The 24968-nt window shown below is 57.4% G+C and carries 18 protein-coding genes; 10 read left to right on the top strand and 8 right to left on the bottom strand.

Translation table 11 applies throughout. From position 1 onward, the window contains the following. Positions 1–150: 150 nt before the first annotated feature. The 4 genes from B7444_RS09155 to B7444_RS09140 all read right to left on the bottom strand — a co-directional run bounded on the left by B7444_RS09155 (position 151) and on the right by B7444_RS09140 (position 8561). The gene (locus B7444_RS09155; protein WP_007281589.1) at positions 151–3114 is read right to left on the bottom strand and encodes a glycosyltransferase; all 2964 of its coding nucleotides are present in this window, start codon (positions 3112–3114) and stop codon (positions 151–153) included. Beyond that, positions 3111–4883: a tetratricopeptide repeat protein gene (locus B7444_RS09150; protein WP_007281590.1), complete on the bottom strand. Its 1773-nt coding sequence runs from the start codon at positions 4881–4883 to the stop codon at positions 3111–3113. The genes B7444_RS09155 and B7444_RS09150 overlap by 4 nt, the downstream gene beginning before the upstream one ends. 63 nt (positions 4884–4946) lie before the next feature. Continuing rightward, positions 4947–6407, bottom strand: a complete 1461-nt coding sequence (locus B7444_RS09145; RefSeq protein WP_371859452.1) for an HlyD family type I secretion periplasmic adaptor subunit — start codon at positions 6405–6407, stop codon at positions 4947–4949. A 3-nt stretch (positions 6408–6410) separates the two neighbouring features. Next, the gene (locus B7444_RS09140; RefSeq protein WP_007281592.1) at positions 6411–8561 is read right to left on the bottom strand and encodes a peptidase domain-containing ABC transporter; all 2151 of its coding nucleotides are present in this window, start codon (positions 8559–8561) and stop codon (positions 6411–6413) included. Between the two features lie 413 nt (positions 8562–8974). Between B7444_RS09140 and B7444_RS09135 the strand changes: the two genes are divergently transcribed. Further along, positions 8975–10429: a protein adenylyltransferase SelO gene (locus B7444_RS09135; RefSeq protein ID WP_007281593.1), complete on the top strand. Its 1455-nt coding sequence runs from the start codon at positions 8975–8977 to the stop codon at positions 10427–10429. 4 nt (positions 10430–10433) lie between these two features. Here B7444_RS09135 and B7444_RS09130 read toward each other — a convergent pair whose 3' ends face one another. Next, entirely contained in the window at positions 10434–10637 is a 204-nt protein-coding gene (locus B7444_RS09130; RefSeq protein ID WP_007281594.1) for a hypothetical protein, read from the bottom strand. Between the two features lie 195 nt (positions 10638–10832). On the opposite strand from B7444_RS09130, the gene B7444_RS09125 reads away from it, so the two are divergent. The 7 genes from B7444_RS09125 (at position 10833) to mdoH (ending at position 19184) form a co-directional block, all read left to right on the top strand. Continuing rightward, on the top strand, positions 10833–12116 hold the full coding sequence (locus tag B7444_RS09125) for an adenosylmethionine--8-amino-7-oxononanoate transaminase (protein ID WP_029495715.1): 1284 nt from the start codon (positions 10833–10835) through the stop codon (positions 12114–12116). Continuing rightward, the gene (locus tag B7444_RS09120; protein WP_007281596.1) at positions 12113–13291 is read left to right on the top strand and encodes an aminotransferase class I/II-fold pyridoxal phosphate-dependent enzyme; all 1179 of its coding nucleotides are present in this window, start codon (positions 12113–12115) and stop codon (positions 13289–13291) included. The genes B7444_RS09125 and B7444_RS09120 overlap by 4 nt, the downstream gene beginning before the upstream one ends. Next, positions 13288–13914: an alpha/beta hydrolase family protein gene (locus B7444_RS09115; protein WP_007281597.1), complete on the top strand. Its 627-nt coding sequence runs from the start codon at positions 13288–13290 to the stop codon at positions 13912–13914. Before B7444_RS09120 ends, B7444_RS09115 begins: the two co-directional genes overlap by 4 nt. Further along, a complete protein-coding gene (locus tag B7444_RS09110; RefSeq protein ID WP_007281598.1) occupies positions 13907–14674 on the top strand; it encodes a methyltransferase domain-containing protein in 768 nt (255 codons plus the stop codon). The genes B7444_RS09115 and B7444_RS09110 overlap by 8 nt, the downstream gene beginning before the upstream one ends. Then, positions 14671–15321 (top strand): dethiobiotin synthase, encoded by a 651-nt coding sequence (gene bioD, locus B7444_RS09105; protein WP_007281599.1) that lies wholly within the window; start codon positions 14671–14673, stop codon positions 15319–15321. The genes B7444_RS09110 and bioD overlap by 4 nt, the downstream gene beginning before the upstream one ends. Positions 15322–15486: 165 nt before the next feature. After that, complete coding sequence (locus B7444_RS09100; protein ID WP_007281600.1) at positions 15487–17034, top strand: glucan biosynthesis protein; 1548 nt, start codon at positions 15487–15489, stop codon at positions 17032–17034. Beyond that, positions 17010–19184 carry a glucans biosynthesis glucosyltransferase MdoH gene (gene mdoH, locus B7444_RS09095; RefSeq protein WP_035729397.1) on the top strand — a complete coding sequence of 725 codons (2175 nt, stop codon included), beginning with the start codon at positions 17010–17012 and terminating at the stop codon, positions 19182–19184. The genes B7444_RS09100 and mdoH overlap by 25 nt, the downstream gene beginning before the upstream one ends. 40 nt (positions 19185–19224) lie before the next feature. On the opposite strand, the gene B7444_RS09090 is transcribed toward mdoH, so the two are convergent. After that, the gene (locus B7444_RS09090; protein WP_007281602.1) at positions 19225–19644 is read right to left on the bottom strand and encodes a winged helix-turn-helix transcriptional regulator; all 420 of its coding nucleotides are present in this window, start codon (positions 19642–19644) and stop codon (positions 19225–19227) included. Positions 19645–19749: 105 nt separating this feature from the next. Between B7444_RS09090 and B7444_RS09085 the strand changes: the two genes are divergently transcribed. Then, positions 19750–20514, top strand: a complete 765-nt coding sequence (locus B7444_RS09085) for an SDR family oxidoreductase (protein WP_007281603.1) — start codon at positions 19750–19752, stop codon at positions 20512–20514. A 68-nt stretch (positions 20515–20582) separates the two neighbouring features. On the opposite strand, the gene B7444_RS09080 is transcribed toward B7444_RS09085, so the two are convergent. Then, complete coding sequence (locus B7444_RS09080) at positions 20583–21065, bottom strand: hypothetical protein (protein ID WP_007281604.1); 483 nt, start codon at positions 21063–21065, stop codon at positions 20583–20585. Positions 21066–21298: 233 nt separating this feature from the next. On the opposite strand from B7444_RS09080, the gene B7444_RS09075 reads away from it, so the two are divergent. Beyond that, positions 21299–23410 (top strand): S9 family peptidase, encoded by a 2112-nt coding sequence (locus B7444_RS09075; protein WP_197026266.1) that lies wholly within the window; start codon positions 21299–21301, stop codon positions 23408–23410. Positions 23411–23449: 39 nt separating this feature from the next. On the opposite strand, the gene B7444_RS09070 is transcribed toward B7444_RS09075, so the two are convergent. Further along, positions 23450–24763, bottom strand: coding sequence for a lipopolysaccharide biosynthesis protein (locus B7444_RS09070; protein WP_007281606.1), 1314 nt, complete (start codon positions 24761–24763; stop codon positions 23450–23452). Between the last annotated feature and the right edge of the window lie 205 nt (positions 24764–24968).

The following is a 24968-nucleotide window of genomic DNA, read 5'->3' as shown; positions in this document are numbered from 1 at the left end:
TGAATCAAAATTCCCTACAAAAATCAATGGGTCCTGAGCCTACGGGAGAAAAAACTTTTCAAGCCCTGCGGCTACAGCAGCCAATTCAAGACAGGCATTGTTTGCGGGTTATATTTACCCGTTCCAGTCGAAGCGTAAACCCCGTTCACTTCAACTTACCGGTCCCCAGCGGCGCAAAATAAAACCAACAAGAAATTCAACAGGAATTCCAAGTGGAACTACCGCTCCGCAATGACTACGACGCACGCGCTCTGACTGCGCTCCAATATCAAAACAGAGTACCTCAAGACCACTTTTCCATAATATCCCAAGCGCGTAACACCAGGTCTCAGGAGCAACAGAAGGAATAAACCCGACATCGGCATTCTGTTCACCAATCAGGTCCAGTACCTCATCTTCCCGATACTCTCCTGTTACCTTGACCCCGGCTGCAATCAGGGTTTCATCATCTGGGGTATGCCCGACCAGAACAAGCTCGACCGGAAGCGACATGCCTTTTACATAATCGGCCATCACCAGAAGAATATCATATCCTTTCCAGCGACTTAGCCCCCCAACCACACAGATCCGCAAGGGACGGCCGGCAATGATGTTCTTTTGTCTCGAAACATTCAGCAAAAGGGCGGCATCATCTTCCAGAGGGACGGGTTCAAAACTGAACTGAGGAAAATGTCGCTCCATTCTCTGCGCTGTATCGTGTGAGGGCACCATCAGCCTGCCAGCATGCCCGAGCTCATGCCGGGACCGATGGATGAGTTCTGGGACCGTGAGGTCTTCTCCCAGATAATCGCCCCATGTCGCGACGCAGGTTTCACAGCCGGATACATCCGGTTCTCCACAGTAGCGCCCATTTCCATCCAGTAGCGAAATCCGCGGGCAGAACCAGATGTGATCGTGAACAAACACATCATAGGGAACGCGGAGTTCTTCATGGAGTGTCCTGATACATGGCGCATGCCCAACAAGATGGTGCCACTCAATACGATGGGTTTTCAGTTGTGACAGCGTCTCAACCAGGAGAGAAAGTTCTGCCGGGAGTGTGAACTGCAAGTTTGGGAAATCTGTTTTTTGAGCCCGGGACCATTCCAACTGGCACCCCAGAAATGTTGGCCGGAGGGTCAACGCCAGAAAACCCTGCTGTTCAAAAGCCTGCGCACGCTGACGGACGGCCCGCCCTACTCCGCCGCCTACATCATGCTGAATGAGGAGGATGGAACGGCGCCTTCCCCGCAATTCATTGATCCGGGAAAAATCCAGCTTCTGCCGGAAATTTCTGAGCGGATCGCTCTCGATGAATGCGGCAACCTTTGCATCATATCCGGGATGCAAAGCGTTCAGAATTTCCAGATTACGGCCCATCAGGGCCTTGCGACTGCTTCCGAAAGATGTTGACCCCGTGTGAGCCACATACACGTCCGGAGCGGGGAAATGACGATACCCTTGCGCTGAAGCGCGAAGGCAGAAGTCGTTCTCTTCACCGTAGCCCTGCGCAAACAGATCTTCCCTGAAAAGCCCCGTATCCGCCAGACAGTCTGCCGTAATCGCCATGCAGAAACCGTTTCCGGTCGGCAGATCAATACACGCCTCTTCCTGCGAAAAAAGAGCCTGACACAGATGGTCCAGTGTCCGCGCTTCGGCTTTATCAGGAACGGCGTTTTCTGCATCCACGGAAGGATAGGACAGAATGCTCGCGTCGTTTGAAAAAGGCGTTACAGTCCCGACATCGGTAAAGGCCAACCTTGCCCGCAAACGCTCGATCCACCCTGAAAACACAAGTGTGTCGCTGTTCAGCAGGATAACGTCCCGACCTGCTGCCAGACGCATTCCATCATTTGCGGACGCCGGAAATCCCTGATTGGACTCATGCTGGACAAGCGTGATTTTACCGTCCTGCGCCAGACGATCCAAAAAGCCGGCCAGCTTCGGCTCCGGCGTAGCATCATCTACAACAATGATTTCAATGTCCGGCGGCACTGTCTTCAACACACTACGCAGACACGCTGTGGTCCCTGCCAGATCACGATAGACAGGAATGACGACTGCACATCCAGAGCTGACCCTGGGGACTCGTGGCCGATGAGCCCAGGATGGCACAGGAACTGGATACAAACTCTTTGGAAGCTTACCGTTGGCAGACACCAACCGCCCAACCATGGGATCGACCGGTGCACCTGTGAGAAGCCGTCCGTGCTCGTCTCTCAGAATTAACGGCCCACAATCTCCTTTCGGCATGAAGCTTTTATTAAAAAGGAAGGAGCGCGGTCTCGACAGAGGAACGTCGCTGTCCACATCTGTCGCGAACGCTGGTACGGATATGACTCTCTCATCCCACAGAATGACGGCCGGGACATGCTCCGGCTCTGACGGGTACCACAGCCACCCTTCCAGCCCTTTGTGCGTCGCTCGCACAAGTGATTCGCACCGCGTGAGCGCCTGAAGATCAATCGGGCTGCCGAGCACATGCCTGCGGCCTACCCGAACTTCCAGGCGTCGTGCGTTCTGCCAGCCTTCCGGAAGGGTATAGCGACCACAGTTACCGCGTCCAACCTCAATCCCATCCAGAGAAACCCGGATGCTGCCGGATGCGTCCACATCCACCCAACCTGCGTTGGAAGCCGTACACCAGCCTGGTAACCCGCCAGTTTCAGCCAACTGAGTCGCCAGTTGCCCAAGCTCAGGCAGGATATGGAATTTCGATAATGCGGCACCCAGTCTGGAAATCGCCTCCGCTGTCTCATTCAATCGAACGAGACAGACCACAGACAGAAACGCCGCTTCCCGCAGACCATATTGTCCGTAAAGCCGCTCCATCCGTTTCAGACAGTCCTCAACGCGACCGACGTTCAGGAAAGCAATCGCCAGCGCCCAGATGACATTGGGGCTCTGCCGCGCCATCCTTTCGGCCCGTTCCAGCCAGAATACGCCATCCTGCAAGCGCCCGGACTGAATCGCCTCCTGCCCCCGTTGAAAGGCCGCTTGCGCGCGGGCACTCATGACCTCCCGCCACTCGGCCCGTTCTTCGGGCGTTACCTCGTGCCCGTATCCACTAAAAGCCGCTCTGGACGCGGTTCCCGTAAGATCAGGGTGTTTCTGGTCGGACGTCACGCCAATCAATCGTCCTCGTCAGGCTGGGCAGCATCAAGATTGATAAGTTCGGCCTCAGCGTCTGCAATTCCCTGAGCCTTGGCGTGCTCCAGCCATTTCCGGCCTTCCTGCAGATCCGTCACCCCGGCCAGTCCGCGGATCAGATAACGTCCGAGCATGAGTTGCGCCAAACCGTTTCCGAGCTGAGCGCCTTTGGTGAACCACTTTTGCGCCTCAACCCTGTTTTCCGGAATATCGTGTCCGCCACCATACATGGCTGCCAGCGAGAACATTGCGTCCACATTTCCGCTCTCTGCTGCGGCACGATAGAGTTCCAGAGCACGAGCATGATCCTTGCGACCATTGATCTGCCCCGTGACAAGAAGCTGCCCGACAGCGACCTGGGCTTCTCCCATGCCAGCATCCGCAGCTTTCTCCATCCAGTACATGGCCTGCGTTGGATCGGCCTGCACACCACGCCCTTCCAGTAACATCATACCGTACCAGAACTGGGCATTCACAACACCGTCTGCTGCTTTCTGCATCCAGCGGGCTGCTTCACGGCTATCAGCCGTGCCACCGACGCCCTGATCAAAACACACGCCGAGATTAAAGGCCCCGACCAGATCCCCACGCTCCGCAGCGCGCTCGAAACGTTCCTTCAGAGCCTGTTTTTCATCATCCGTTGCTGAAGCACCCGTCAGGATCAGATTGCCGAAATCAGCATCTGCATGCCGGTCTCCAGCTTCGGATGCCACCTGGAACCAATGCGCCGCCACATCCGGATCACGATGAACGCCACTGCCGGTCAGATAAAGCAGGCCAAGTGCTCTGGCGGCACCACCATGCTTCTGTTCTGCGGCAAGACGATACCAGTTTGCTGCTTCCATAAGATTGGGTGGAAGCTCTCCGCCCTGAGCGTAAAGATCTCCCAGAAGAGCAGCTGATTCCGCATCTCCGTTCAGGGCGGCCCTGCGCAGCCAGGTTTCGGCACGACCGTAATGTCGCTCCACCCCCACGCCTTCCAGCAGAAACAGACCATATCGCGCCTGAGCGCCGACCATGTTCCGCTCGGCGGCCTGCTGGTAGTACCGTGCAGCAGCTCCCATGTCTCGAGGAACGCCGGCTCCAGCTTCGCTCATTCTTCCAAGAATATCGAAGGCTGTCCCCAGCCCCCCTTTGGTCGCCTCTTTCAGGTGATGGGCGGCCAAAGCTCTTGCTTCATCGGTCTCAGCCTGATGCAATATAGCCAGAGCCAGACCCAGATGCCCTTGCGAGCATCCCGCGGCAGCAGAACGCTCATACCATGACCGGGCCTGGGCAAGATCGCGCAGGTCTTCCGGCCCATTGGTCAGAATATAACCGAGCAGGGCCTGGGCGTCGGCAGATCCGGCCTTCGCAGCAATATGACTCCAGTGAAATCCTTTATGAAAATCCGGCTGACGAGGACCTAATGCCGGGCGTGGGGCAAGCTCAAGCGCCGCTTCTGCTCCACGAATTTCGAAGCCTTCAGGAAAGCCAATCGTGTAAAGTGTCGCCAAAACAAACGCGGCTTCAATGTGACCGGCCTCTGCAGCACCGAGCATCCAGCGCGCGCCTTCTTCAAGGCTGGGCGGAACACCCTTGCCATCAAGATAGGCACGCCCAACACGAAAAGATGCTTCCGTATCTCCGTTGACAGCAAGACGACTGAGGAGGGTGAAACCCCGAACGGCATCGCCCTCTTCCATCAGACGAACGCCTTCTTCCATCTTTCCCTTCGAGGAAAGAAGAGACGTAATACGACGCTTGAATGTCATGATCCCTCAACCCTGATCCGATAGAAGTAGAAAACGCCCGGAGAGGCCGGGCGTTTTCTGGTCTTAGGGCTCTCTCATGCCGTCGGTTGCAATCGGAACCATCCGCCCGAACAGGTACTTCAGGATCGTTCTCTTACCGATATCAATATCTGCTGTCGCAGGCATGCCTGGCGTAGGATGGAAGAAGTCCGGCTGCCCATGGAGCGTGTAACGATCAATCCTTAGACGGACACGATAGTAAACGGACTGGGTGGGACCACCTGCAACCGCACTATTATCACCTGCACTGTTACCATCAGACTTCTCAAAGGAGTCCGCACTGATGACATGCACGGTGGCTTCGGCACCGCCGTACTGATTGTACGGAAACGCTGCGAATTTTACGATAGCATGATCGCCCAGCTTCACGAAGGCTGCATCATTTGCCTTCATAACAGCCTCCATTTCAACGCCAGATCCCGTGGGAACCAGTGTCATAAACTGACCTGCTGATTGCAGAACAGAGCCAATGGAAGCCTTGGCAATTGTCAGTACAACGCCATCTTCCGGTGCCTTGAGAAGAATCAGATCCTGACGAAGCCGGGCTTTGTCATATGAGCTGCGATATTCGTCGAGATGATGCTGGGTTTCTGTAAGGCTCGTATAAACCTGCGCTTTCCAGTTCTCTATGTAGCTTTCGCGTTCAGCCTTCATGGCTGCCATCTTGTTTTCAGCAGAGTTTGCACTCTGCTGGGCAGCGATTTCCGCCCGTTCGGCTTCCATCATGTCATTCTGGGCGGCAAGCGTGGAAAGACGAGATCCCACCTGATCAGCCTGCTCGTGCTGCCGCATTTTTAGCACTTCGGAAGCAACACGCATTTTGCTGGCATACATGGCTGCATTAGCGCGATAACCCTGCATGTCGCTTTGAAGCCCGGCAATCTGCTGATCATAGTTCTGAACTCGTGCACGATACTCGCTACGCCGCCGCAGGAATGCTGCGCCCTGTTGGACAGCAGCAGGATTGGTGGTGTCTGGCGTATACTCCTTGTCGTCAGCTTCAGCCTTCAGACGATCAAGTTCAGCCTGATAGGCATCCCGCTGCTGAGCCATATTCGTGATATCAGCTTCCGTGATCGTCGGGTCCAGGTGAGCAAGAACCTGCCCTTTCTTCACGAAATCGCCTACATGAACATCAATGGAGCGTACGATGGACGTCTCCAGAGGCTGGACCACGATCATCGGTTGTGTGGATGTCAACCGCCCCATTGTGCTGACCACGCGATTGAGCGGGAAAAGAGCCATGCCCGCCAGACCAGCCATAAACAAACAGCCGATCAGCCAAATCGCATACCGTGCCGAGGCCGTCGCAGGCAGATTGACCAGCCCCGTAGTGGGAGAATGAAATTCCAGAAGTGCGATCGGCATGTCCTGCGGAGCAAACGGATCTGTTGCGGAGCGCGGCACATGGCTGTTGAAGTTTTCACTGCTATCCGCATCCGGCGACGGGCCGTTCTGGGGGATCATGTCGGAGGAGGAACTCATCTCTTATTCTCCTTCCGTCAGTTGGCCGGATTCTTCAGTGGCATTCGAAGCATTCATGTGGCGGTTCTGCTGCAACCAGAGCGTCCGGTAGATTTCGCAGCGTTCCAGAAGGACGCGATGCGGCGCAATATCCACAAGTTTACCCCTGTCCATGACAGCAATCTGATGACAGTCAACCAGCGAGGACAGACGATGGGAAACGATTACCATCGTCCTACCCTTGCCGATCCGCTGCAGGTTCGCATTCACAAGCGCTTCGGATTCAGGGTCAAGAGCCGATGTTGCTTCATCGAGAATCATCAGCTTTGGATCACTGATAACCGCACGGGCGATGGCGAGACGCTGGCGCTGGCCACCGGAAATATTGGTCGAGCCTTCCTCGATGAAGGTATCATACCCGGCGGGCATCCGCTCGATAAACTCTTCCGCTCCAGCCAGACGCGCTGCACGAATGGCGTCATCAATAGTCAGCCCCGGACGACCCGCCGTGATGTTCTGCAGAACAGTTCCACGGAACAGGAAGTTATCCTGAAGAACCACGCCAAACGAGCGACGAAGATGGGTCAGGTTGATTTCACGCAAGTCCACGCCATCAAGTCGCAGATAACCCGTATAGTTTCGGCTCACGCCCTGCAGAAGGCGGGTCACTGTCGATTTACCTGAGCCAGAGCGCCCAACCAGTCCCAGCATGGTGCCAGCTGGAATGTCAAAACTAACGCCGTTCAAGGCCTTGGTACTTGAACCCGGATAAGAGAAGTTTACATCCATGAAAGAGAGCGCACCCTTGATAGGAGGGCGCATGCCGGTTGTGAGGGCTTTTGTCTCTGTTGGCTGATTCAGAACTGCTCCGGCCTCCCCGAGAGAAACCGTTACTTCGTTGACTGCTTCCAGAAGTTTCGCAAGACCCACCAGTGGCGCTGCCACACGACCACCCAGCATCATGAACCCGGCCAATGCACCGGCCTGCATGTTACTGGCATTCGTAAGGACGAGATAGGCACCTACCAGAAGGACACCTCTGTTAATAAAGGTATCAAAAGGCATGACGAGGGTCTGGGGCCAGTTGGACATACGTCCGGACGCCAGTTTCCAACGAACCACATCAGCCGTCTTCTCGTCCCACTCTTCACGGCGAGTAGGCTCAAGAGCAAGCGTCTTTACGGTACGGATACCTGCGACAGTTTCATACAGGGTTGAACCACGATTCATTTCAGCTCGAACCTGTCGGCCCATGACCTTCGTGAGAACAGGAAGGAACAGGACGACGATCAAACCAATACAACCCGCGGCAGCTACGGTCATCCAGGCCATGGTAGCGCTAAGCACGAAAAGAATAGGCAACACGACGACAAGAGTGAACAAGTCGAGCAGGGTGCTCATCAACTGCCCGGTCAGGAAGTCACGCACCTTGAACACCGCCATAAAACGCCCCAGCACTTCACCGGTCTGCTGGCGTTCATAAAATTCAAGCGGCAGAGCAAGGAGGCGGTTGAAGGCATGCAGGGAAATTCTGGCATCCAGTCGTGTTGACAGGATCAAAGAAAGTTCGCGCCGTGCATAGCTCAGGATAATTTCATAAAAAGACAGAATAACGACAAAAGAAGTCAACGATATGAGGGTCGCCATTGAGTGGTAGTTTACCACTCGGTCCAGCACCTGCATGACGATCAATGCAGGAAAGATCTGAAGAATACTCAGAACCATGGACGCGATTGCGATATCGCGAAGAAGGCGTTTCTCGCGGAGCGCCATCTTCGCGAACCAGAGAATATCAAACCGCGCATCTGCTTCCGATTCATTGATGCGGCGCTTCACCAACAGCACGTCACCCGTCCAAACCTGGGACAGACGCAATTCATCTACCGGGACGGGTGTATCTCCTTCGTCACCCATGGGGTCACGAAGCCAGACGATTCCCTTTTCCGGGTTGGCGGAGACCATCAACCCGGCAGAACCATCCTTGAACATCAGAACGATAGGCGGAGTATTCTGAAGTTTAATCAGATACCGCCAGCGCAGACGCATGCCTTTTGCGACGACACCCTGAGATGTCAGCCAGCGAGCCAGCGACGCTGGAGAAGGAGAGGCCTCCCCCGGCTCTGCCGCATAATCACGAATATCAAGCTCGATCCCGTGGAAACGGGCAGCAGCCATGGTTGCATATAGTCGGATGACTGCCGGGCTTACGTCCCTTCCGGGGCCAGACACGCGCTGGGTTTGCTCCACGAAATGTCCTCTATGCTGTGGTCCCGCACAGGCGGCATCAAAGGCAGAAACGCCCGTTCATAATTCATGAATAGAGAATACTGTCTTTTACGTCACCTCCCCATCTTTGCATCAGAAAAAATCTTTGCAAAAATATAGTTGCAGGTGACCAGAAACTATCTCTGTCTTCAAAAAAAACAGGCTCAGCAACTGTTGAATGAAGTGTCTTTTTTATGACGATGTTCCACCCAAACTCCGGGTATCACGGTAAAAACTCTTATAAAAAGCCTGTGAGTTCTTCCCTTATCTATGGTCGTCCCCCATGTGAAGGAACTCCAGCATAAGTTTAACAGAGACGTTTCATGCAGCTTCTTCGCCAGTATGCCGCTCTGCCGGAACGGTTCTCTACCCCCCTGCAAAGCCGCCCTTTCAAAGCGCCCGCGATTATCGCACTCAACGAGCCACTCGCCACAGCACTCGGCCTGTCTCCTGAATGGCTGAAAAGTCCTGCGGGACTGTCCTTCCTGTCTCACGGACTGCGCCCCGACGGCCTCCCCCCTGTCGCCATGGCCTATGCCGGCCACCAGTTCGGGCATTTTGTTCCCTCTCTGGGAGACGGGCGCGCCATGCTGGTAGGCGAAGTCATGGACGCACACGGCAAGCTTTGGGATCTGCACCTCAAAGGCTCTGGACCAACCCCCTTCTCACGTCGCGGAGACGGGCGTGCAGCACTTGGGCCGGTCTTACGCGAATATAGTGTCAGTGAAGCCATGGCCGCACTGGGTATTCCGACGACCCGCGCTCTGGCTGCCCTCACAACAGGCGAGAATGTTCTTCGGGAAACTCTCGTGCCCGGCGGCGTCATCGCCCGTATTGCGTCAAGCCACGTCCGCGTTGGAACGTTCCAGTATTTTGCAGCACGCGGAGACCAGGAGGCGCTGCGGATTCTGGTCGATCATGTCATTGAACGCATCTATCCCGAACTGACAAACAGTCCCAACCGCGCTCTGGCCCTTCTGGAAACCGTTGTAAAACGTCAGGCAAAACTGGTCGCCCAATGGATGCTCGTCGGCTTTATCCATGGCGTGATGAATACGGACAATATGTCCATCGCCGGAGAAACGATCGATTTCGGTCCGTGCGCTTTTCTGGATGCCTATGATCCGGGCAAGGTTTTCAGCTTCATCGACCAGAACGGACGCTACGCCTACGGCCAGCAGCCAGATATGGCGCTATGGAATCTGGGCCGGTTTGCGGAAACACTTCTGCCGTTCATTGATAAAGACACAGACAATGCCGTCAAAATAGCGACGGAGACTCTGGCCCGCTTCGACGATGTCTTTGGGGAGGCCTATCTCTCAGGCTGGCGTCAGAAGCTTGGCCTGAATACGGAACAGAAAGCCGATACCACGCTGATTTCCAGACTTCTCACCCTGATGCACCGTGATGAAGCAGACTTCACCCGGACATTCCGCCAGCTTTGCAACGTTGCGCAGACTGGCGACACCTCTGGATTCCTGAGTCTTTTCAAGGATCAGGCCGCCGCGGGCATCTGGCTACAGGACTGGCAACAACGCCTGACAATGGATGGAATGAGTGCAGAGGATCGCGCACAAGCCATGAAAGCCGTTAACCCAAGGATCATTCCCCGCAACCATCAGATCGAGGCTGCCATTACAGCAGCCGTTGGGGGAAATTATGAGCCTTTCCATCGCCTGACAGAAGCTCTGTCGCATCCGTTTGACGATGCAGACGATGGGTTCGACCAGCCTCCCGCCCAACATGAGCGGGTTCAGAACACGTTCTGTGGCACCTGACGGATCAGGCGCCCTGAAGGGTCAGTCGGCTGCTGTTGAAGAGACGCCTGACCTGACAGTAAAGTGCCAGAAGATCCGGCATACAGGCATTATGCAACGCCCGCACACTCTCATGAGTGGCATAGAATCGCAGAGTGCTCATGCTGCTGTTCATGATGGCCGTGCCTAAAAACACGCCGTTGACATGAATGACCTTGGAATTCAGCATCGATCCTGACCTTGATTGTCCTTCCAACTGCGAAAGAACGTCCTTTCCGCCGCCACCGACACAGGTCAGGGCGGTGCAATAACGGGGTTCATGCCAGATTGTTTCCCGTTAAAGCATGACCTTTTTATGATATCCGCTGACAGCATCATGGACGGGGGGATGGACTTGCCCCGGACCATGCGGGAAAACGCTGGAATGTCCTGCACAGTCTCATCCGCCGGGGCGAACCGGTCCGCGGCCGACCTTCCCCATCTCTGGCTGCCCTATACCCAGATGCAGACCGCGCCCTTCCCCGTGGAAGCCGTTCGCACATCTGGAAGTCGCATCACGCTGGCGGATGGCTGCGAGCTTGTGGACGGTGTGGCTGCCTGGTGGACCGCCTGTCACGGCTATAGCCATCCGCACATCCAGCAGGCGCTCATCCAGCAGGCCAGCGTAATGCCGCATGTCATGTTCGGGGGGATGGTCCATGAACCGGCCCGCCGGCTGGCCGCGCGGCTGGCAGCCCTGCTTCCCGGAGATCTGGAGCGGACGTTTTTCACCGATTCCGGATCGGTCGCGATGGAAGTCGCGGTCAAGATGGCGGTGCAATACCACATCAATCGCGGAACAGAGGGACGCACGAAAATACTCTCCTTCCGCGGCGGCTATCACGGGGACACGTTGGGCATGATGTCCATCTGTGATCCTGAGGAGGGCATGCACAGCCTGTTCGCCGGGGTTCTGCCGAAGCAGGTTCTGGCTGACCTGCCTGTCGATAACGCGAGCATGGCTCGGCTTGAGGCGCTTCTGGAAAAAGAAGGCCACACCGTTGCCGCCATTGTCACGGAACCTCTGGTTCAGGGCGCAGGCGGAATGCTGTTCCACAGCCCCGAAGTCTTGCGTCGCCTGCGGGATCTCTGCGATCGGCACGGCATCCTGCTGATCCTTGACGAGATCTTTACGGGCTTTGGCCGAACCGGGACCATGTTTGCCTGTCAGCAGGCCGACATCGTGCCCGACATCGTGGCCCTCTCCAAAGCCCTGACCGGCGGAACCATGGCATTGGCAGCCACTGTTGCAAGAAAGAGCGTCTTCGAGGCCTTTCTGTCGACGGATGGCGGCAAAGCGCTCATGCACGGCCCAACTTTCATGGCAAACCCTTTGGCCTGTGCGGTTGCCAATGCATCGCTGGACCTGTTCGAACAGGAACCGCGCCTGGAGCAGGTGGCACGCATTTCCGAACAGCTTCGACGCGAACTGGAACCCTGTCGAACGATACCGGGCGTCCGGGATGTGCGCGTTCTGGGCGCAATCGGCGTCGTAGAGCTTGAGAAGATCGAAAACCCCGATGTCCTGCGCCGAGCCTTCGTCACGCATGGCACCTGGATCAGACCTTTCCGCAATATCGTGTACCTGACACCGGCCTTCACGATCACACCCGAAGACCTCTCCCGCCTGACATCCAGCATCGTGACCGTTCTTCAGGACAACGCATGACCCTGTTTGACGCCCATTTCGCTGCGGCTCTTCAGAAACGTGATGCGGTCGGTACCCGCCGGGTTCTACGACCCGTCACCCGCGAGACAGGAGCAATCCTGCGCGATGGACAGCGTCTGATTGACGTTTCCTCCAACGATTATCTGGGCCTTGCGGATCATCCCCTGTTGCGGGAACGGGCAGCAGACTGGGCCCTTCGATATGGAACCGGAGCGCGGGCATCCCGGCTGGTGAGTGGCACGTTGGATCTGCATCAGGCTGTCGAAGAAAAACTGGCCCGGTTCAAGCACTGTGACGCAGCGCTCCTGTTTGCCTCAGGCTGGCAGGCGAATGCCTCCGTCGTCCCGGCACTCTGCGCCCTTTCGGTGGCCCAGACCGGCCATCCGATGATCGTTTTTTCGGACCGTTTGAATCATGCCAGCCTTCATCATGGATGCGCAGCTGCGGGCGTTCGGCAGGTCCGGTTCCGTCACAACGACCTTGCCCATCTGGAAACACTCCTGAAGCGCGAAGCTGCCACGCCCGGCCTGCGAATGATCGTGACGGAAAGCGTGTTCTCCATGGACGGAGACCGCGCGGACATCCCGGCCCTTCGGTCGCTGGCAGACCGTTATGACGCGTTTCTGTATGTTGACGAAGCGCACGCCACTGGCGTTCTGGGGCCGCAGGGGGAGGGTCTTTCCGGCGGTCTGGCCGATCTGACCATGGGCACATGCAGCAAGGCACTCGGCGGAATGGGCGCCTATATCGCCGGCTCCCGACTGCTCTGCGACTATCTCATCAATCACGCTTCTGGATTCATCTACAGTACGGCCCTTCCTCCAGCGGTTCTCGGGGCCATAGATACCGCCCTGGACGTCATTCCTGGCATGGACACGGAGCGGAAAACCCTGCTGGGGCAGGCCGGGACGTTGCGGACCATCCTGAACAACGCCGGGTTCGATACCGCCGAATCCACGACGCAGATCGTCCCTGTTCTGATAGGGGAGGCTCAACGTGCACTGGATGTTGCGACAGCTCTGGAGGGCGAAGGGTTCCTGACCGTGGCAATCCGCCCTCCCACTGTTCCGGCTGGAACGGCGCGGTTGCGGATTGCCCTGCATGTCGGTCTCCAGGATGCCGACGTCGAGCGTTTGGCCGCCGCCATCATTCGACTGGTGGGCAAGGAGCAATGAGTCTTCCCCTCTATCTGGTGCATGGCTGGGGATTTGATGCGTCGTTCTGGAACCCCATGCTGGACCACTTGCCGGGCGTCGAAGCTTACGTCGTGGACGCTGGCTATTTCGGCGCCCCATCCCATCCGCCGCTGCCCCAAACGCCTTATCTTGCCGTCGGACATTCAGCAGGCAGCCTCTCACTTCTGGAGCAGGATCTTCCAGGGTGCGAAGGCCTTGTCCTTTTTAACGGATTTGCCCGTTTCTCCGCTGCCGGCGACTATCCAGACGGCGTTCCGGCACGTGTTCTGGAACGGATGAGGCGCCAGCTTCAGAAATCCCCGGAAACCGTCCTGGCCGACTTCCGAAACCGGTGCGGCACGGATGAGCCTGTGCCTGGGCCGCCGGCTATCGAACGGCTTGATGCTGGACTGGAAAAACTGCTGCTGGACGACGCACGGGAGCAGGCCGCCAGATGGGGTGATCGCCTGCACTGGATGACAGGGCAGTCAGACCCGTTCCCACCAGCCCGGCTCGGCTTTTCCAGCCCCGGCTCAATCGTGGACGGAGGACACCTCCTGCCTCTGGCGGAACCCGCTCTTTGCGCCGACTCTATCCGACAATGGTTCGCACGCCATGGATGAGCGCAAGCACCAGATTGCTCAACGGTTCAACGCCGCGCAGGACTATGATGCCGCGGCAGATATCCAGTATCGCTGCGCCGAGCTTCTGGCCGAACGTATCCGCAAAGAACTGGCACTTTCACACCCGTCACGAATCTTGGAGTTTGGCTGCGGCACAGGCTTCCTGACCGAACAGCTCTCCGCTACCTTTCCCGACAGCCCCCTGATCGCTACGGATCTGGCCCCCGGCATGATCGCCCGGGCACAGGAACGGCTGACAGACCGGCCTGTCACCTTCCGCATCATGGATGGCGAACATCCAGACGTGGACGGCCTCTTCGATCTGATCGCATCCAGTCTCTGCTTCCAGTGGTTTGAAAACCGCCCGGTCGCACTTCAGCGCCTGTGCCAGAAACTCGCACCCGGCGGCTCGCTCATGCTCACGACACTTCTGCCGGGAAGCCTCGGGGAATGGCGCTCGTCCTGCGAACAGGAAAGCGCGCCCTGCGGCGTTCCTCATTATGCGGACGCATCAACCCTTCAGCGGGAATGGCCCAGCGGCGGTTCTGGAACCTGGGACGTCATCACCCTTCATGATCCAGTACCAAATGCCCGCGTTTTCCTGCGCAAACTTCGCCAGATCGGCGCCTCCCTGCCGCAGTCTGGCAGTACTCCGGCAAGTCTAGGCGGCCTGCGTCGGGCCATGCGGCACTTTGACAGACACCATCAGACTGTGACCTACAGGATTGGTCTCGGAATTTTCAGGAAGGACACTCCATGAGCACTTTTCGCGGCGTGTTCGTCACTGGAACAGACACGGAAATTGGCAAAACACTCGTCAGCGCGATTCTGACGAAAGCGTGGAACGCCATTTACTGGAAACCACTTCAGACCGGTCTGGCCGACGAAGCAGGAGACACGCCGACTGTCCGCACCTTGGCCGGACTGACTCCCAACCGGATCATCGCCCCGGCCTACGGTCTGAAAGCCCCGCTGGCGCCTCTGGCCGCCGCCAATCTGGAGGGCATGACCATCAACCCGGGCCGTCTGGTGCTTCCTGCCGTACAATCCCCCCTCGTGGTTGAGGGGGCGGGCGGCCTGATGGTGCCAGTTCGGGAAGACATGCTGATGATCGATCTGGTTCAGCAAATGGATCTGCCGGTCGTTCTGGTCGCCCGGAGTGGGCTGGGCACAATCAACCATACCCTTCTGAGCCTGGAAGCCCTGCGCAAACGCGGCATCCCGGTTCTTGGAGTGGTGCTCAGCGGCCCTGAAAATCCAGGAAATGCACGGGATATCGCAAGGTTCGGGAACGTCCGGATACTGTTCAGCGTTCCTCAGCTTGAGTCCATAAACGAGACGGTTGTTTCCGAAATGTCCGAGCGCGTTCCACCCTTTCATCTCTGTCAGCAACAGAGTTCACAATGATGTGTCCTGTCCCGGTGATGCCATGAAAAGGACATGTCCAACCCTTGTGAAATAACTCTCCAATCATAGAACGTCTCTTCGCAACGAACTGCTTCCGGCGTATCGGTAGGTAATGACCACTCCGATTTCGGGAGTTCGGCAGAAACTGGGACTGTAGGGAAAAGTATGAGTATCCTGCGTCGTGATCTGGTAAAGCTTGGAGCTGGGATGTCCCTTATGGGTGCTTCCGGTCGTATGGCTTATGCTCAGTCCGCGCCGCCTGCTGTAAAGCAGGCTCCGAAAACTGTTCCGTTTGACAACGGGACCGTGCGCGCCATTGCAGAAAAACTTTCCAGATCGCCTTACGCTCCTCCCCCCCAGAGTCTGCCCTCGGCAATTGCCAATCTCGATTTCGATCAGTTCCGTGGCATCGTGTTCAATCCAGACCGCGCCCTGTGGCACGGACAGAACCTGGCTTTTGAAGTCGAGTTCTTTCCACGTGGCTTTCTTTACAAGCCCCGGATTGGAATGAACGAAGTCATTGGCGGTCAATCGACACCTATCGCCTATGATCCGGATCTCTTCACCTACGCCAACTCAATGCTGCGGGTGACGGATGATCTGGGCTTTGCCGGTCTGCGGCTGCGCTACGCCATCAATACACCCGGCGTGATGGAAGAATGTGCCGTTTTCCTTGGCGCCTCTTATTTCCGTGCCGTCGCCAAAGGCCAGAATTATGGCCTTTCAGCGCGCGGCTTCGGGAATGGTACGGGTAATTCAAAGGGCGAGGAATTTGCCCTTTTCCGGGAATTCTGGTTGGAAAAACCTGAGCCGGGCGTTGAATCCGTCGTAATCCACGCACTTCTCGACAGTCCATCCGTTACCGGTGCTTTCCGCTTCACGATCCGCCCCGGCGACACGACTGTTTTCGATGTTCAGTCATCGTTTTTCCCAAGACAGGATATTACCGAGTCCGGCATCGCGCCGCTGACCGGCATGTTCTATTTCGATGCCAACGAGCACAATCACGTCGATGACTGGCGCCCGGCTGCCCATGACAGCGAGGCACTTCAGGTCTGGACTGGCTCTGGCCAGCAGCTCTATCGCCCGCTCGTCAACCCGACCGATCTTCAGTTCTCTGCTTTTCAGGACAGCAGCCCGCATGGCTTTGGCCTGATGCAGCGCAAGCGGTCGTTCCATGATTATGAGGATCTGGCCCTCAATTACGAGAAGCGGCCGTCCCTATGGATTGAGCCGATCGGCAACTGGGGCGACGGTGCTGTCGATCTGGTGGAAATTCCAACGCCGAATGAAGTGAACGACAATATCGTGTCCTTCTGGCGCCCGAAGGCACCCCTCAAGGCGGGGCAGGAATACAGCTTTACCTACCGCATGTACTGGGGCTGGGACACGCCGTGGCCAACCCCTCTCGCCCGCGTAGGGGGAACCCGGATTGGCGCCGTGACAGATCATTCGGAAGCCCGGATGTTTGTCATCGACTTTACGGGCGCTCCCTTCCAGAATGTCCCACAGGATGCGCACTTTCATCTGATCTCACAGAGCACGCCCGGCACAATCCGCAATGTCGTCGTAGAGCCCAATCCGAATATCAAGGGTTGGCGGACAACGTTCGAATTTGTACCAGGAGATGCCAAGGCCTCCGAACTACAGGCCCAGCTTGCAAACGATCAGGGCCCGATTTCTGAAAAATGGATGTACCGTTGGACGCCGTGACAGATTTTTCCCCGTCCGAAGCCCCTTTTCTTCCCCGTGAGGCCCCTCTCAAGATGGAGCCTCAGAACCTCCATCAGCAGCCGGATCGCCACGGGCGACCTTTCCGCATTCTGGACACAACACCGAAGCTGCTCTGGCTGCGTCGGCTGTTCGTGTTCGGCACGGCCATCCTGCTGACGGGCTTCGGCGTTTACAAAATCAACCAGGTCTTCAACTCGCTGGGTGTCTCAACACTCGGCGTGATTGTTCTGGTGCTGTTTGCCATTCTGGGATTCTGGATTGCGCTGTCCTTCACATCCAGTCTCGGCGGGTTTGTGTCCCTGATCTGCCGTGGTGGCCTGGGGCTGGGCATCCATCGCACCGGAGCGTTGCCGCAGCTGAAGGCCAAAACAGCCGTCCTGATGCCCACCTACAACGAGGACCCCACACGGGTCCTTGCGGGCCTGAAAGCTATCTACGACAGCATTCAGGCGACTGGCCAGATCGATGCGTTTGATTTCTTTCTCCTCTCTGACACGACCAATCCGGATGTCTGGCTGCAGGAAGAACGGGCTTTTCTGGCATTCCGTCAGGCTACCGGCGACCATCAACGCATCTTCTACCGTCGCCGCCACCAGAATACGGACCGCAAGGCCGGAAACCTGCATGACTGGGTGACGCGTTTTGGTGGCTCCTACCAACAGATGCTCACGCTCGATGCCGATAGCGTCATGGATGGCAGCCTGATCGTCCGTGTCGTATCCGCCATGGAGAACCACGAAGGCGTTGGCCTGATCCAGACGTTGCCGGTAATCGTTGGTGGCCGTACGCTTTTTGCGCGGATGCAGCAGTTTGCCGGACGTGTTTACGGCCCGCTCATCGCACATGGCATTGCCTGGTGGCACGGTTCCGAAGGCAATTACTGGGGCCATAACGCTATCATCCGCACCCGCGCCTTTGCTGAACAGGCTGGTCTCCCACATCTGAAGGGACGCCCACCTTTCGGTGGCCACATCCTGAGCCATGACTTCGTTGAAGCGGCTCTGATGCGCCGTGGCGGCTGGGCCATTCACATGGTGCCAGGGCTGTTTGGATCGTATGAAGAAAGCCCACCTTCATTGACGGACGTGGCCATCCGCGACCGCCGCTGGTGTCAGGGTAATCTCCAGCACGCCAAGATCCTTGGAACAAAGGGCCTGCACTGGGTCAGCCGGACCCATATGCTCACGGGCATCGGCTCGTATGTCATGTCCCCGCTATGGCTGCTGTTCCTGCTGTTCGGAATCCTGATTTCCCTTCAGTCGCATTTCTATCATCCGGAATATTTCGGCACGAAGCCGACGCTTTACCCGCACTGGCCACGGGTCGATCCGGTGCAGGCGAAGTTCGTGTTCATTGGCACAATGGGCATTCTGCTGGCTCCCAAGGGGCTGGCCTTCATCGCCATGCTCTTTGATCGGGCGGCACTCCGCGGATCGGGCGGTGTCATACGGCTGTTCCTGTCCATCATTCTGGAAACGCTGATTGGCGGCCTCATTGCCCCGATTGCCATGCTGATCCAGACGTCCGGCGTGATTTCCATCCTGCTGGGCCGCGATTCAGGCTGGAATGCCCAGAACCGCGAAGATGGCCGCGTGTCACTCCGTGAAGTGGCGCGTGGATACTGGGTCTATACGGTGTTCGGTCTCCTTCTGGCGGCAGCGGCATGGTCCGTGTCGCAGGCACTCTTCCTGTGGATGACGCCTGTGCTGCTGGGACTTGTCCTGGCTATTCCGCTTGCTGCCCTGACGGCGAGCCGCGATGTCGGTCTTGGGTTGCGCACGGCCGGACTACTGCTGATCGAGGAAGAAACAGCCCCGCCCCCGATCCTCCGCCTTGCGGCAGAGAATGACCGCCTGCGGACCGAGGCCATGCGTGCGCCGCACCAGCCACCCAACGAAGCATTTGCACTGCTTCGGACAGATCGCGCCCTTCTCGACGCGCATCTTGGTGCGCTTCCTCCCGCTCGCAAACCGGGCAGTGCGATTGATGCAAACCTGCTGGTTGGTCTGGTCAAGCTGAAGGAAGCCTCGTCCCTCAAAACGGCCCTTTCCAAGTTGAACCGTCAGGAAAAAGCCGCCGTCCTCGGGTCTGCCGAAGGTGTGGCCCTGCTCGAGCAGCTGCCCGAGTAAGCTCTTTTCCATGCCTGACATATCCTGTCAGGCATGGGCCTTATCTGGCATCGAAGGCGGTCCGGGCCGCTTCCACTTCCGTCAGATTTTTCTCTGCCCAGATCCATACCCCACAGAATGCTGCGCCCAGGCTCAGACCCAGCGGCGTGAGACGATAGTCCACGCGTGGCGGGATGACGGGGTGAATGGTTCTGATGACCATGCCGTCACGCTCCATATGACGGAGCGTTTGCGTCAGCATTTTCTGGCTGATCCCCTCAACCTTCCTCGCCAGTTCCGTGAAGCGCAGTTCCCTGTGCTCCTCAAGCACTTCCAGAATGATCATCGTCCACTTGTCAGCCACACGCCCGATCAGTTCCGTCACCAGTTGCTCAACACGCGCGTCACACTCCGGAGGGGCGGTCTCTGCCAAACGCTGGGCGCGGCGTTCGGGAGACGCCTCATAAGGGTTATCCGTCATGGGGGTCACTCTCTTTCTGGTGCGTATAAATCTTTGGGGTGCCTTCTTCCGGATCGACGATAGCCCGCTAGATAGAGTGTTCCAATTCAAGATGGAGCAACTCCGATGAAACTGACTGGAAACACGATCCTGATGACCGGCGGCGGCTCGGGCATAGGGCAGGCCCTTGCACATCGACTGCATGACGCGGGCAATACAGTCATTGTCGCTGGACGGCGGAAGGATGCCCTGGAGAGCGCCATTGCAGGGCGACCCAATATGCACGCCCTGACGCTGGATATTGAGAGTGCTGAAGGCATTGCCGATTTTTCGGATCGTCTCCTGAAAGCCTATCCAGATGTGAATGTCATCATCAACAACGCCGGGATCATGCGGTTTGAAGATCTCACCAAGACCCATGATCTGACGGACGCCGAAGCCACGATCACGACGAACCTGCTCGGCCCGATCCGCCTCATCAACGCCCTGACCGATCATCTGGTGAAGCAGCAGGATGCTGTCATCATCAACGTGACATCCGGGTTAGCCTTCGTCCCGTTGACCACCACGCCAACCTACAACGCCACGAAGGCCGCGATCCATTCCTATACGATCGCTCTTCGCGAAATCCTGAAAGGGAAAGTCGAAGTCATTGAACTGGCCCCGCCTGCGGTCCAGACGGGACTAACGCCAGGTCAGGAAACACGTCCGGGCTATCAGCCTCTCGATGAATTTTCCGATGAAGTCATGGCGCTCCTCTCCCAGCAGCCAACACCACCGGAAATCCTTGTGGAACGTGTCCGCTTCCTGCGATTTGCCGAAGCCAACGGGCAGTTTGACGACACACTGATCAAGCTGAACGCCTTCGCCGCGCAGGCCCGGAACGGCTAACGCCAGACACAAAAAAAGCCCCGGAGGATAACCCCCCGGGGCCTTTTCAGGACGAAACCTCAGAAGTTTCAGTTACCGAGGCTCTGGGCCTTCTTGAAGAGATCACGGCAGACCAGAACCTGCTTGTCCTTCGGCAGCGTGGAAATATCGAAGGGCGTGTTGCTGCTGGTCTGGAGAAGACCACGGCCACCCAGCGAGTAATACTGGTCGTTCTGCACGTCGGCGCGCTTGGCCAGATTACGGGACGCAGAACGCGGCCCGGTGCCCAACGACAGCTTCTTGTGGATGCAGTAGGACGTCAGGCCTGCCACATTGCCAGCCTGTGCATTGTCGATGGACGGCATGCCATTGTCACCCAGCGTGCCGGGCGTTGCGGCTGTTGCAATGCCATTGAGGCCACCAACGGCCTGCACATGATTTGGCGTGATAACGGCCTGTGTTCCCGGAGGAACGATCGGCTGACCTGGCTGCGGCGCAGTCTGGGCGACAGCAGCGCCAGAGAAAGCAAGGCCAAGAGCAGCGAAAGCGGCGAAATACTTATTGGTATTCATGGATGGAATCTTTCCATGTTTGATACGATTACATTACGGCTATTGTGAGCGGACATTTCAGAGACATGCTTTGTCCTGAGAGGTCACCCGCCGTTGCATGAGAAACATCTGAACAGCCCTCCAGTTTCTTTTTCAATTATTTTTACTGATCTTACACTCCGGAATCCGCATCAGTTGGCCGCGCCTGTCCACGTGGATTGAGTCGCCTGCGTTTCTGCGCCAAGGTTTCGGATATGTCAGAGACCCAGCATTCCCTCCCCGTTCCGCCGGTTCCAAAGCAGGAACCCGTTTCGACCACGCAGCTTGGCCGGACCCGCACCGACTCCTACGCCTGGATGAAGGACGAGAACTGGCAGCAGGTTCTGCGTGATCCGTCCGTCCTGCGCCCGGACATTACGGAGCACCTCAAGGCAGAAAACGCTTATGCCGAGGGTGTTCTGGCCAGCATGGAGCCGCTTCGCAAAGAGCTTCTGCAGGAAATGATCGGCCGTATCCCGCCGGCTGAAGAATCCGTACCTGTTCCGGATGGGCCTTGGGCATATTACAGCCGCTTTGAAGACGGCGCCCAGCACCCCCTTCGGGCACGCCGCCCACGTGAAGGCGGGGCTGAGCAGGTTCTTCTGGATGTGGATGCCCGCGCCAAACAGTTCGATTACTACGCCCTCGGCGGAACGGCACACTCCGCCAATCATCGCTATTTCGTGTATTCAGAAGACGTGCAGGGATCAGAAGTCTATCGCATTCAGGTCAAGGACCTGGAGAGCGGTGAACTTTGCGCTGAACCAGTCGAAAGCACGACCGGCAGCTTCGCCATTTCGCCAGATAGCGCATGGCTGTTCTGGATTTTCCGCGACGACAATGGCCGCCCATCCCGCATCTATCGCCGCCCACTGACGGGTGGTGAGGATGTTCTGGTTTTTGACGAAACCGACCCCGGCTTTTTCCTGAGCATCGGCACCAGCGCATCCCGCAAGTGGATTGTCATTGAACGCGGTGACCACGACACGAACGAAACGCTGCTGATTCCGGCCTCTGATCCGACCGCCTCGCCCGTCGTGGCAGCCCCGCTGATCCGTGGAGAACGCTACTCCTTCACGCACTGGAACGACCGCTTCATCATCCTCACCAATGCCGGTGGCGCTGTCGATTTCCAGCTCATGCAGACGCCAGATACTGCTACGGGACGGGAGAACTGGGCACCGTTCGTGCCCTATCTGGAAGGCCATTACATTCTGGGTGCGACGGCGTCCCGCAACTATCTGGCGTGGTCAGAGCGGAAGGACGGCAACGTTCATATCCGCGTGGTGAAGGCCGGTGTCAGCGGGGATGTCCGCAGTCAGGCTGTCACTATTGGCATGGACGAACCGGCTTACGACCTGACGCTTCAGGGCGTTCTGGAATATGAAGGCTCCGTTCTGCGCTACGTCTATCAGTCCCCGACCACCCCGGCACACTGGTATGACTACGATCTGGCAACCGGAGAGCGCACGCTCCAGAAGGTTCGTGACGTCCCCTCCGGGCATGATCCGGAAAAATACGAGACACGTCGCCTGTTCGCGACCGCCCCAGACGGGGAGCAGGTTCCCCTGACGGTCCTGATGCGCAAGGGACAGGCTCTGGATGGGTCCGCGCCCTTACTGCTTTATGGCTACGGCTCTTACGGCATCGCCATGGACGCCAGCTTCTCCACAACGGTCTTCAGCCTTGTTGATCGTGGCTGGGTCTACGCTATCGCGCATATCCGCGGTGGCTCCGAAAAAGGCTGGAACTGGTTCCTTCAGGGACGCGGCAAAACCAAGCCCAATACCTTCACGGATTTCATCGCATCAGCGAACTATCTCGTAAAGGAAGGCTATGGCTCCGCAGGCCGCATTGTCGCTCATGGTGGCTCGGCAGGCGGGCTGCTGATGGGTGCTGTCGCCAATATGGCGCCGGATCTTTTTGCCGGAATCGCTGCGCAGGTCCCGTTCGTGGACATGCTCAACACCATGTCTGACACGTCCCTCCCCCTCACGCCCCCGGAATGGCCGGAATGGGGAAATCCGCTGGCAGACGAAGATGCTTACGATCTCATCGCCAGCTATTCGCCTTACGACAACATTCAGGCACGCCCTTACCCACCCATTCTCGCCATGGGTGGCCTTTCCGACCCGCGTGTCACGTATTGGGAACCTGCGAAATGGATTGCCAAACTACGTGAAGTTGCATCCGGTGGGCCATTCCTGTGCCGCATTAATATGGACGCAGGCCATGGCGGATCATCCGGCCGCTTCAAGAGGCTGGAAGAAGTTGCGCTGGTGCAGGCCTTTGCCATCTGGGCCATGGACCGCGCACCTCTGCGCTAACAGATGAAGGTCTGGCCCACACCAAACATGGGCCAGACCTCACTCCGTTTTCGGTTTCCCGATCCGCCCCCCAAATATCAAGACGCCCGCAAACCGTGATAGCAGGATGGCCGCGTTGCAGGCCGCTGTCGTCAGGCAGGCTCCCGCTAGCCCGAACTGCATGGTCAGCACGTAAAGGGCCGGGAAATAGATGGCCATGATGGCCGTGCGACTGGTCATCAAAAACTTCACATGCCCCACGACGATCAGCAGCGGCTCCAGCGGAATGACCAGCAAACTGAAGACCGCTGCCATCAGCATGATGGAAATATAGAGGGACGTGTGATGCACATGAACATGCAGCATCAGCCTGAAAATCTTTGAACCAAACACTGCAGACAGCAGCAGAAGCAGCAGGGACAGCGCCGTCAGCACGCCAAACATCTTCCATGTGACGCGCTTGAGACCCTTCCAGTCCTGCTGGTCTCTCATCTTGACCAGTTCCGGGTAAAGCACCGGCGAGATGAGTTGAGCAGGTGTAACTATTCCTTCTGCGATCTGACGGCACACACGGAAAACAGCAGCCTCCGCCGGACCAAGACCATTCCCCACCAGAAGCGTTGCCACATGGCCGGAAATATTGCCGAGCGTCTGGTTCACACTGGCCGCACGGGTAAACTGCCACATTCCAGGGATCTGCCAGCGCCAGCTTCGATAGGCCTGAAAATAGCGGAACCGGAACTTCTGCCGCAGGATGTCCATCGCGTAATAGAAGTAGAACCCGTAATCGATGATGATGGCGAGCGCCCACATCGCAAGGAAATATCCCAGCTTCAGATGCAGGACATATCCCAGCAGAACACCAAGCGTTTTCACAACAGCGGCACAGGTGTCGATGATGGGGACCAGATGGAATTTCCCTGCCATACGCAGGATGCCGTTTGCCCAGCCCGAATACATGAGCGGACTCACAATCACGTACAGATCCGCCAGAAACCGCACATGCCGGGACCACTGCGCCGTCACGCCATAGACCTGCACGGCAATCAGCCCGAACAGAATGGCAAAGACCGCCGACAACGTATCCAGCCGGATACAGAAATGAACCACCTTCCGCAGCAGATCCGTATCGTTCTTCGTGAACGCATCGCTGCCGAACCGGATCAGCGTCTGCCAGGACTGCATGCGCGACAGCACAGACCCCGTAGAGGCCAGGGAATGAATGAGGATCAGCAGTCCGAAGTCAGACAGACCCAGCGCCCGTACCGTAACCGCGATGTAGACGAAGCTGCACAGCGCATTGACGATACGGCCGATGGTGAGAACACTGACATTTCGGAAAATGGATCTGAAAACGGAGTGTTCAGCGGACATGCGGGCTTTCTGACCACAAAGCCCTCCGGGTGTCCATGCTGGAAGCCATATCTTCACCTCTAGCCCGATTCCTTGACAGTCAGGGGGCGAAGATTATGAACGAGGCCCTATACCGTGTCAGTGAAGCGCTTCACTGGCATTCGCACCCGGCCTGGCTTCCGCTTTCCGCAAACGTCATCCCGGGATAAGCCGCAGATCGCGGTGA

It is taken from the genome of Gluconobacter thailandicus F149-1 = NBRC 100600 (assembly GCF_000964465.1).
Classification (GTDB): domain Bacteria; phylum Pseudomonadota; class Alphaproteobacteria; order Acetobacterales; family Acetobacteraceae; genus Gluconobacter; species Gluconobacter thailandicus.
The sequence above is the reverse complement of the archived record's forward strand: the minus strand, read 5'-3'. Positions and strand labels throughout refer to the sequence as shown.

Coding starts and splice junctions, on each gene's coding strand:
- B7444_RS09085 (WP_007281603.1), top strand. CDS start 19,750: ATGAAACTGACTGGAAACACGATCCTGATGACCGGCGGCGGCTCGGGC.
- B7444_RS09120 (WP_007281596.1), top strand. CDS start 12,113: ATGACCCTGTTTGACGCCCATTTCGCTGCGGCTCTTCAGAAACGTGAT.
- B7444_RS09110 (WP_007281598.1), top strand. CDS start 13,907: ATGGATGAGCGCAAGCACCAGATTGCTCAACGGTTCAACGCCGCGCAG.
- B7444_RS09115 (WP_007281597.1), top strand. CDS start 13,288: ATGAGTCTTCCCCTCTATCTGGTGCATGGCTGGGGATTTGATGCGTCG.
- B7444_RS09130 (WP_007281594.1), bottom strand. CDS start 10,637: ATGCTGAATTCCAAGGTCATTCATGTCAACGGCGTGTTTTTAGGCACG.
- mdoH (WP_035729397.1), top strand. CDS start 17,010: ATGGATGTACCGTTGGACGCCGTGACAGATTTTTCCCCGTCCGAAGCC.
- B7444_RS09070 (WP_007281606.1), bottom strand. CDS start 24,763: ATGTCCGCTGAACACTCCGTTTTCAGATCCATTTTCCGAAATGTCAGT.
- bioD (WP_007281599.1), top strand. CDS start 14,671: ATGAGCACTTTTCGCGGCGTGTTCGTCACTGGAACAGACACGGAAATT.
- B7444_RS09075 (WP_197026266.1), top strand. CDS start 21,299: ATGTCAGAGACCCAGCATTCCCTCCCCGTTCCGCCGGTTCCAAAGCAG.
- B7444_RS09090 (WP_007281602.1), bottom strand. CDS start 19,644: ATGACGGATAACCCTTATGAGGCGTCTCCCGAACGCCGCGCCCAGCGT.
- B7444_RS09125 (WP_029495715.1), top strand. CDS start 10,833: ATGTCCTGCACAGTCTCATCCGCCGGGGCGAACCGGTCCGCGGCCGAC.
- B7444_RS09100 (WP_007281600.1), top strand. CDS start 15,487: ATGAGTATCCTGCGTCGTGATCTGGTAAAGCTTGGAGCTGGGATGTCC.
- B7444_RS09135 (WP_007281593.1), top strand. CDS start 8,975: ATGCAGCTTCTTCGCCAGTATGCCGCTCTGCCGGAACGGTTCTCTACC.
- B7444_RS09145 (WP_371859452.1), bottom strand. CDS start 6,407: ATGAGTTCCTCCTCCGACATGATCCCCCAGAACGGCCCGTCGCCGGAT.
- B7444_RS09150 (WP_007281590.1), bottom strand. CDS start 4,883: ATGACATTCAAGCGTCGTATTACGTCTCTTCTTTCCTCGAAGGGAAAG.
- B7444_RS09080 (WP_007281604.1), bottom strand. CDS start 21,065: ATGAATACCAATAAGTATTTCGCCGCTTTCGCTGCTCTTGGCCTTGCT.
- B7444_RS09140 (WP_007281592.1), bottom strand. CDS start 8,561: ATGGCTGCTGCCCGTTTCCACGGGATCGAGCTTGATATTCGTGATTAT.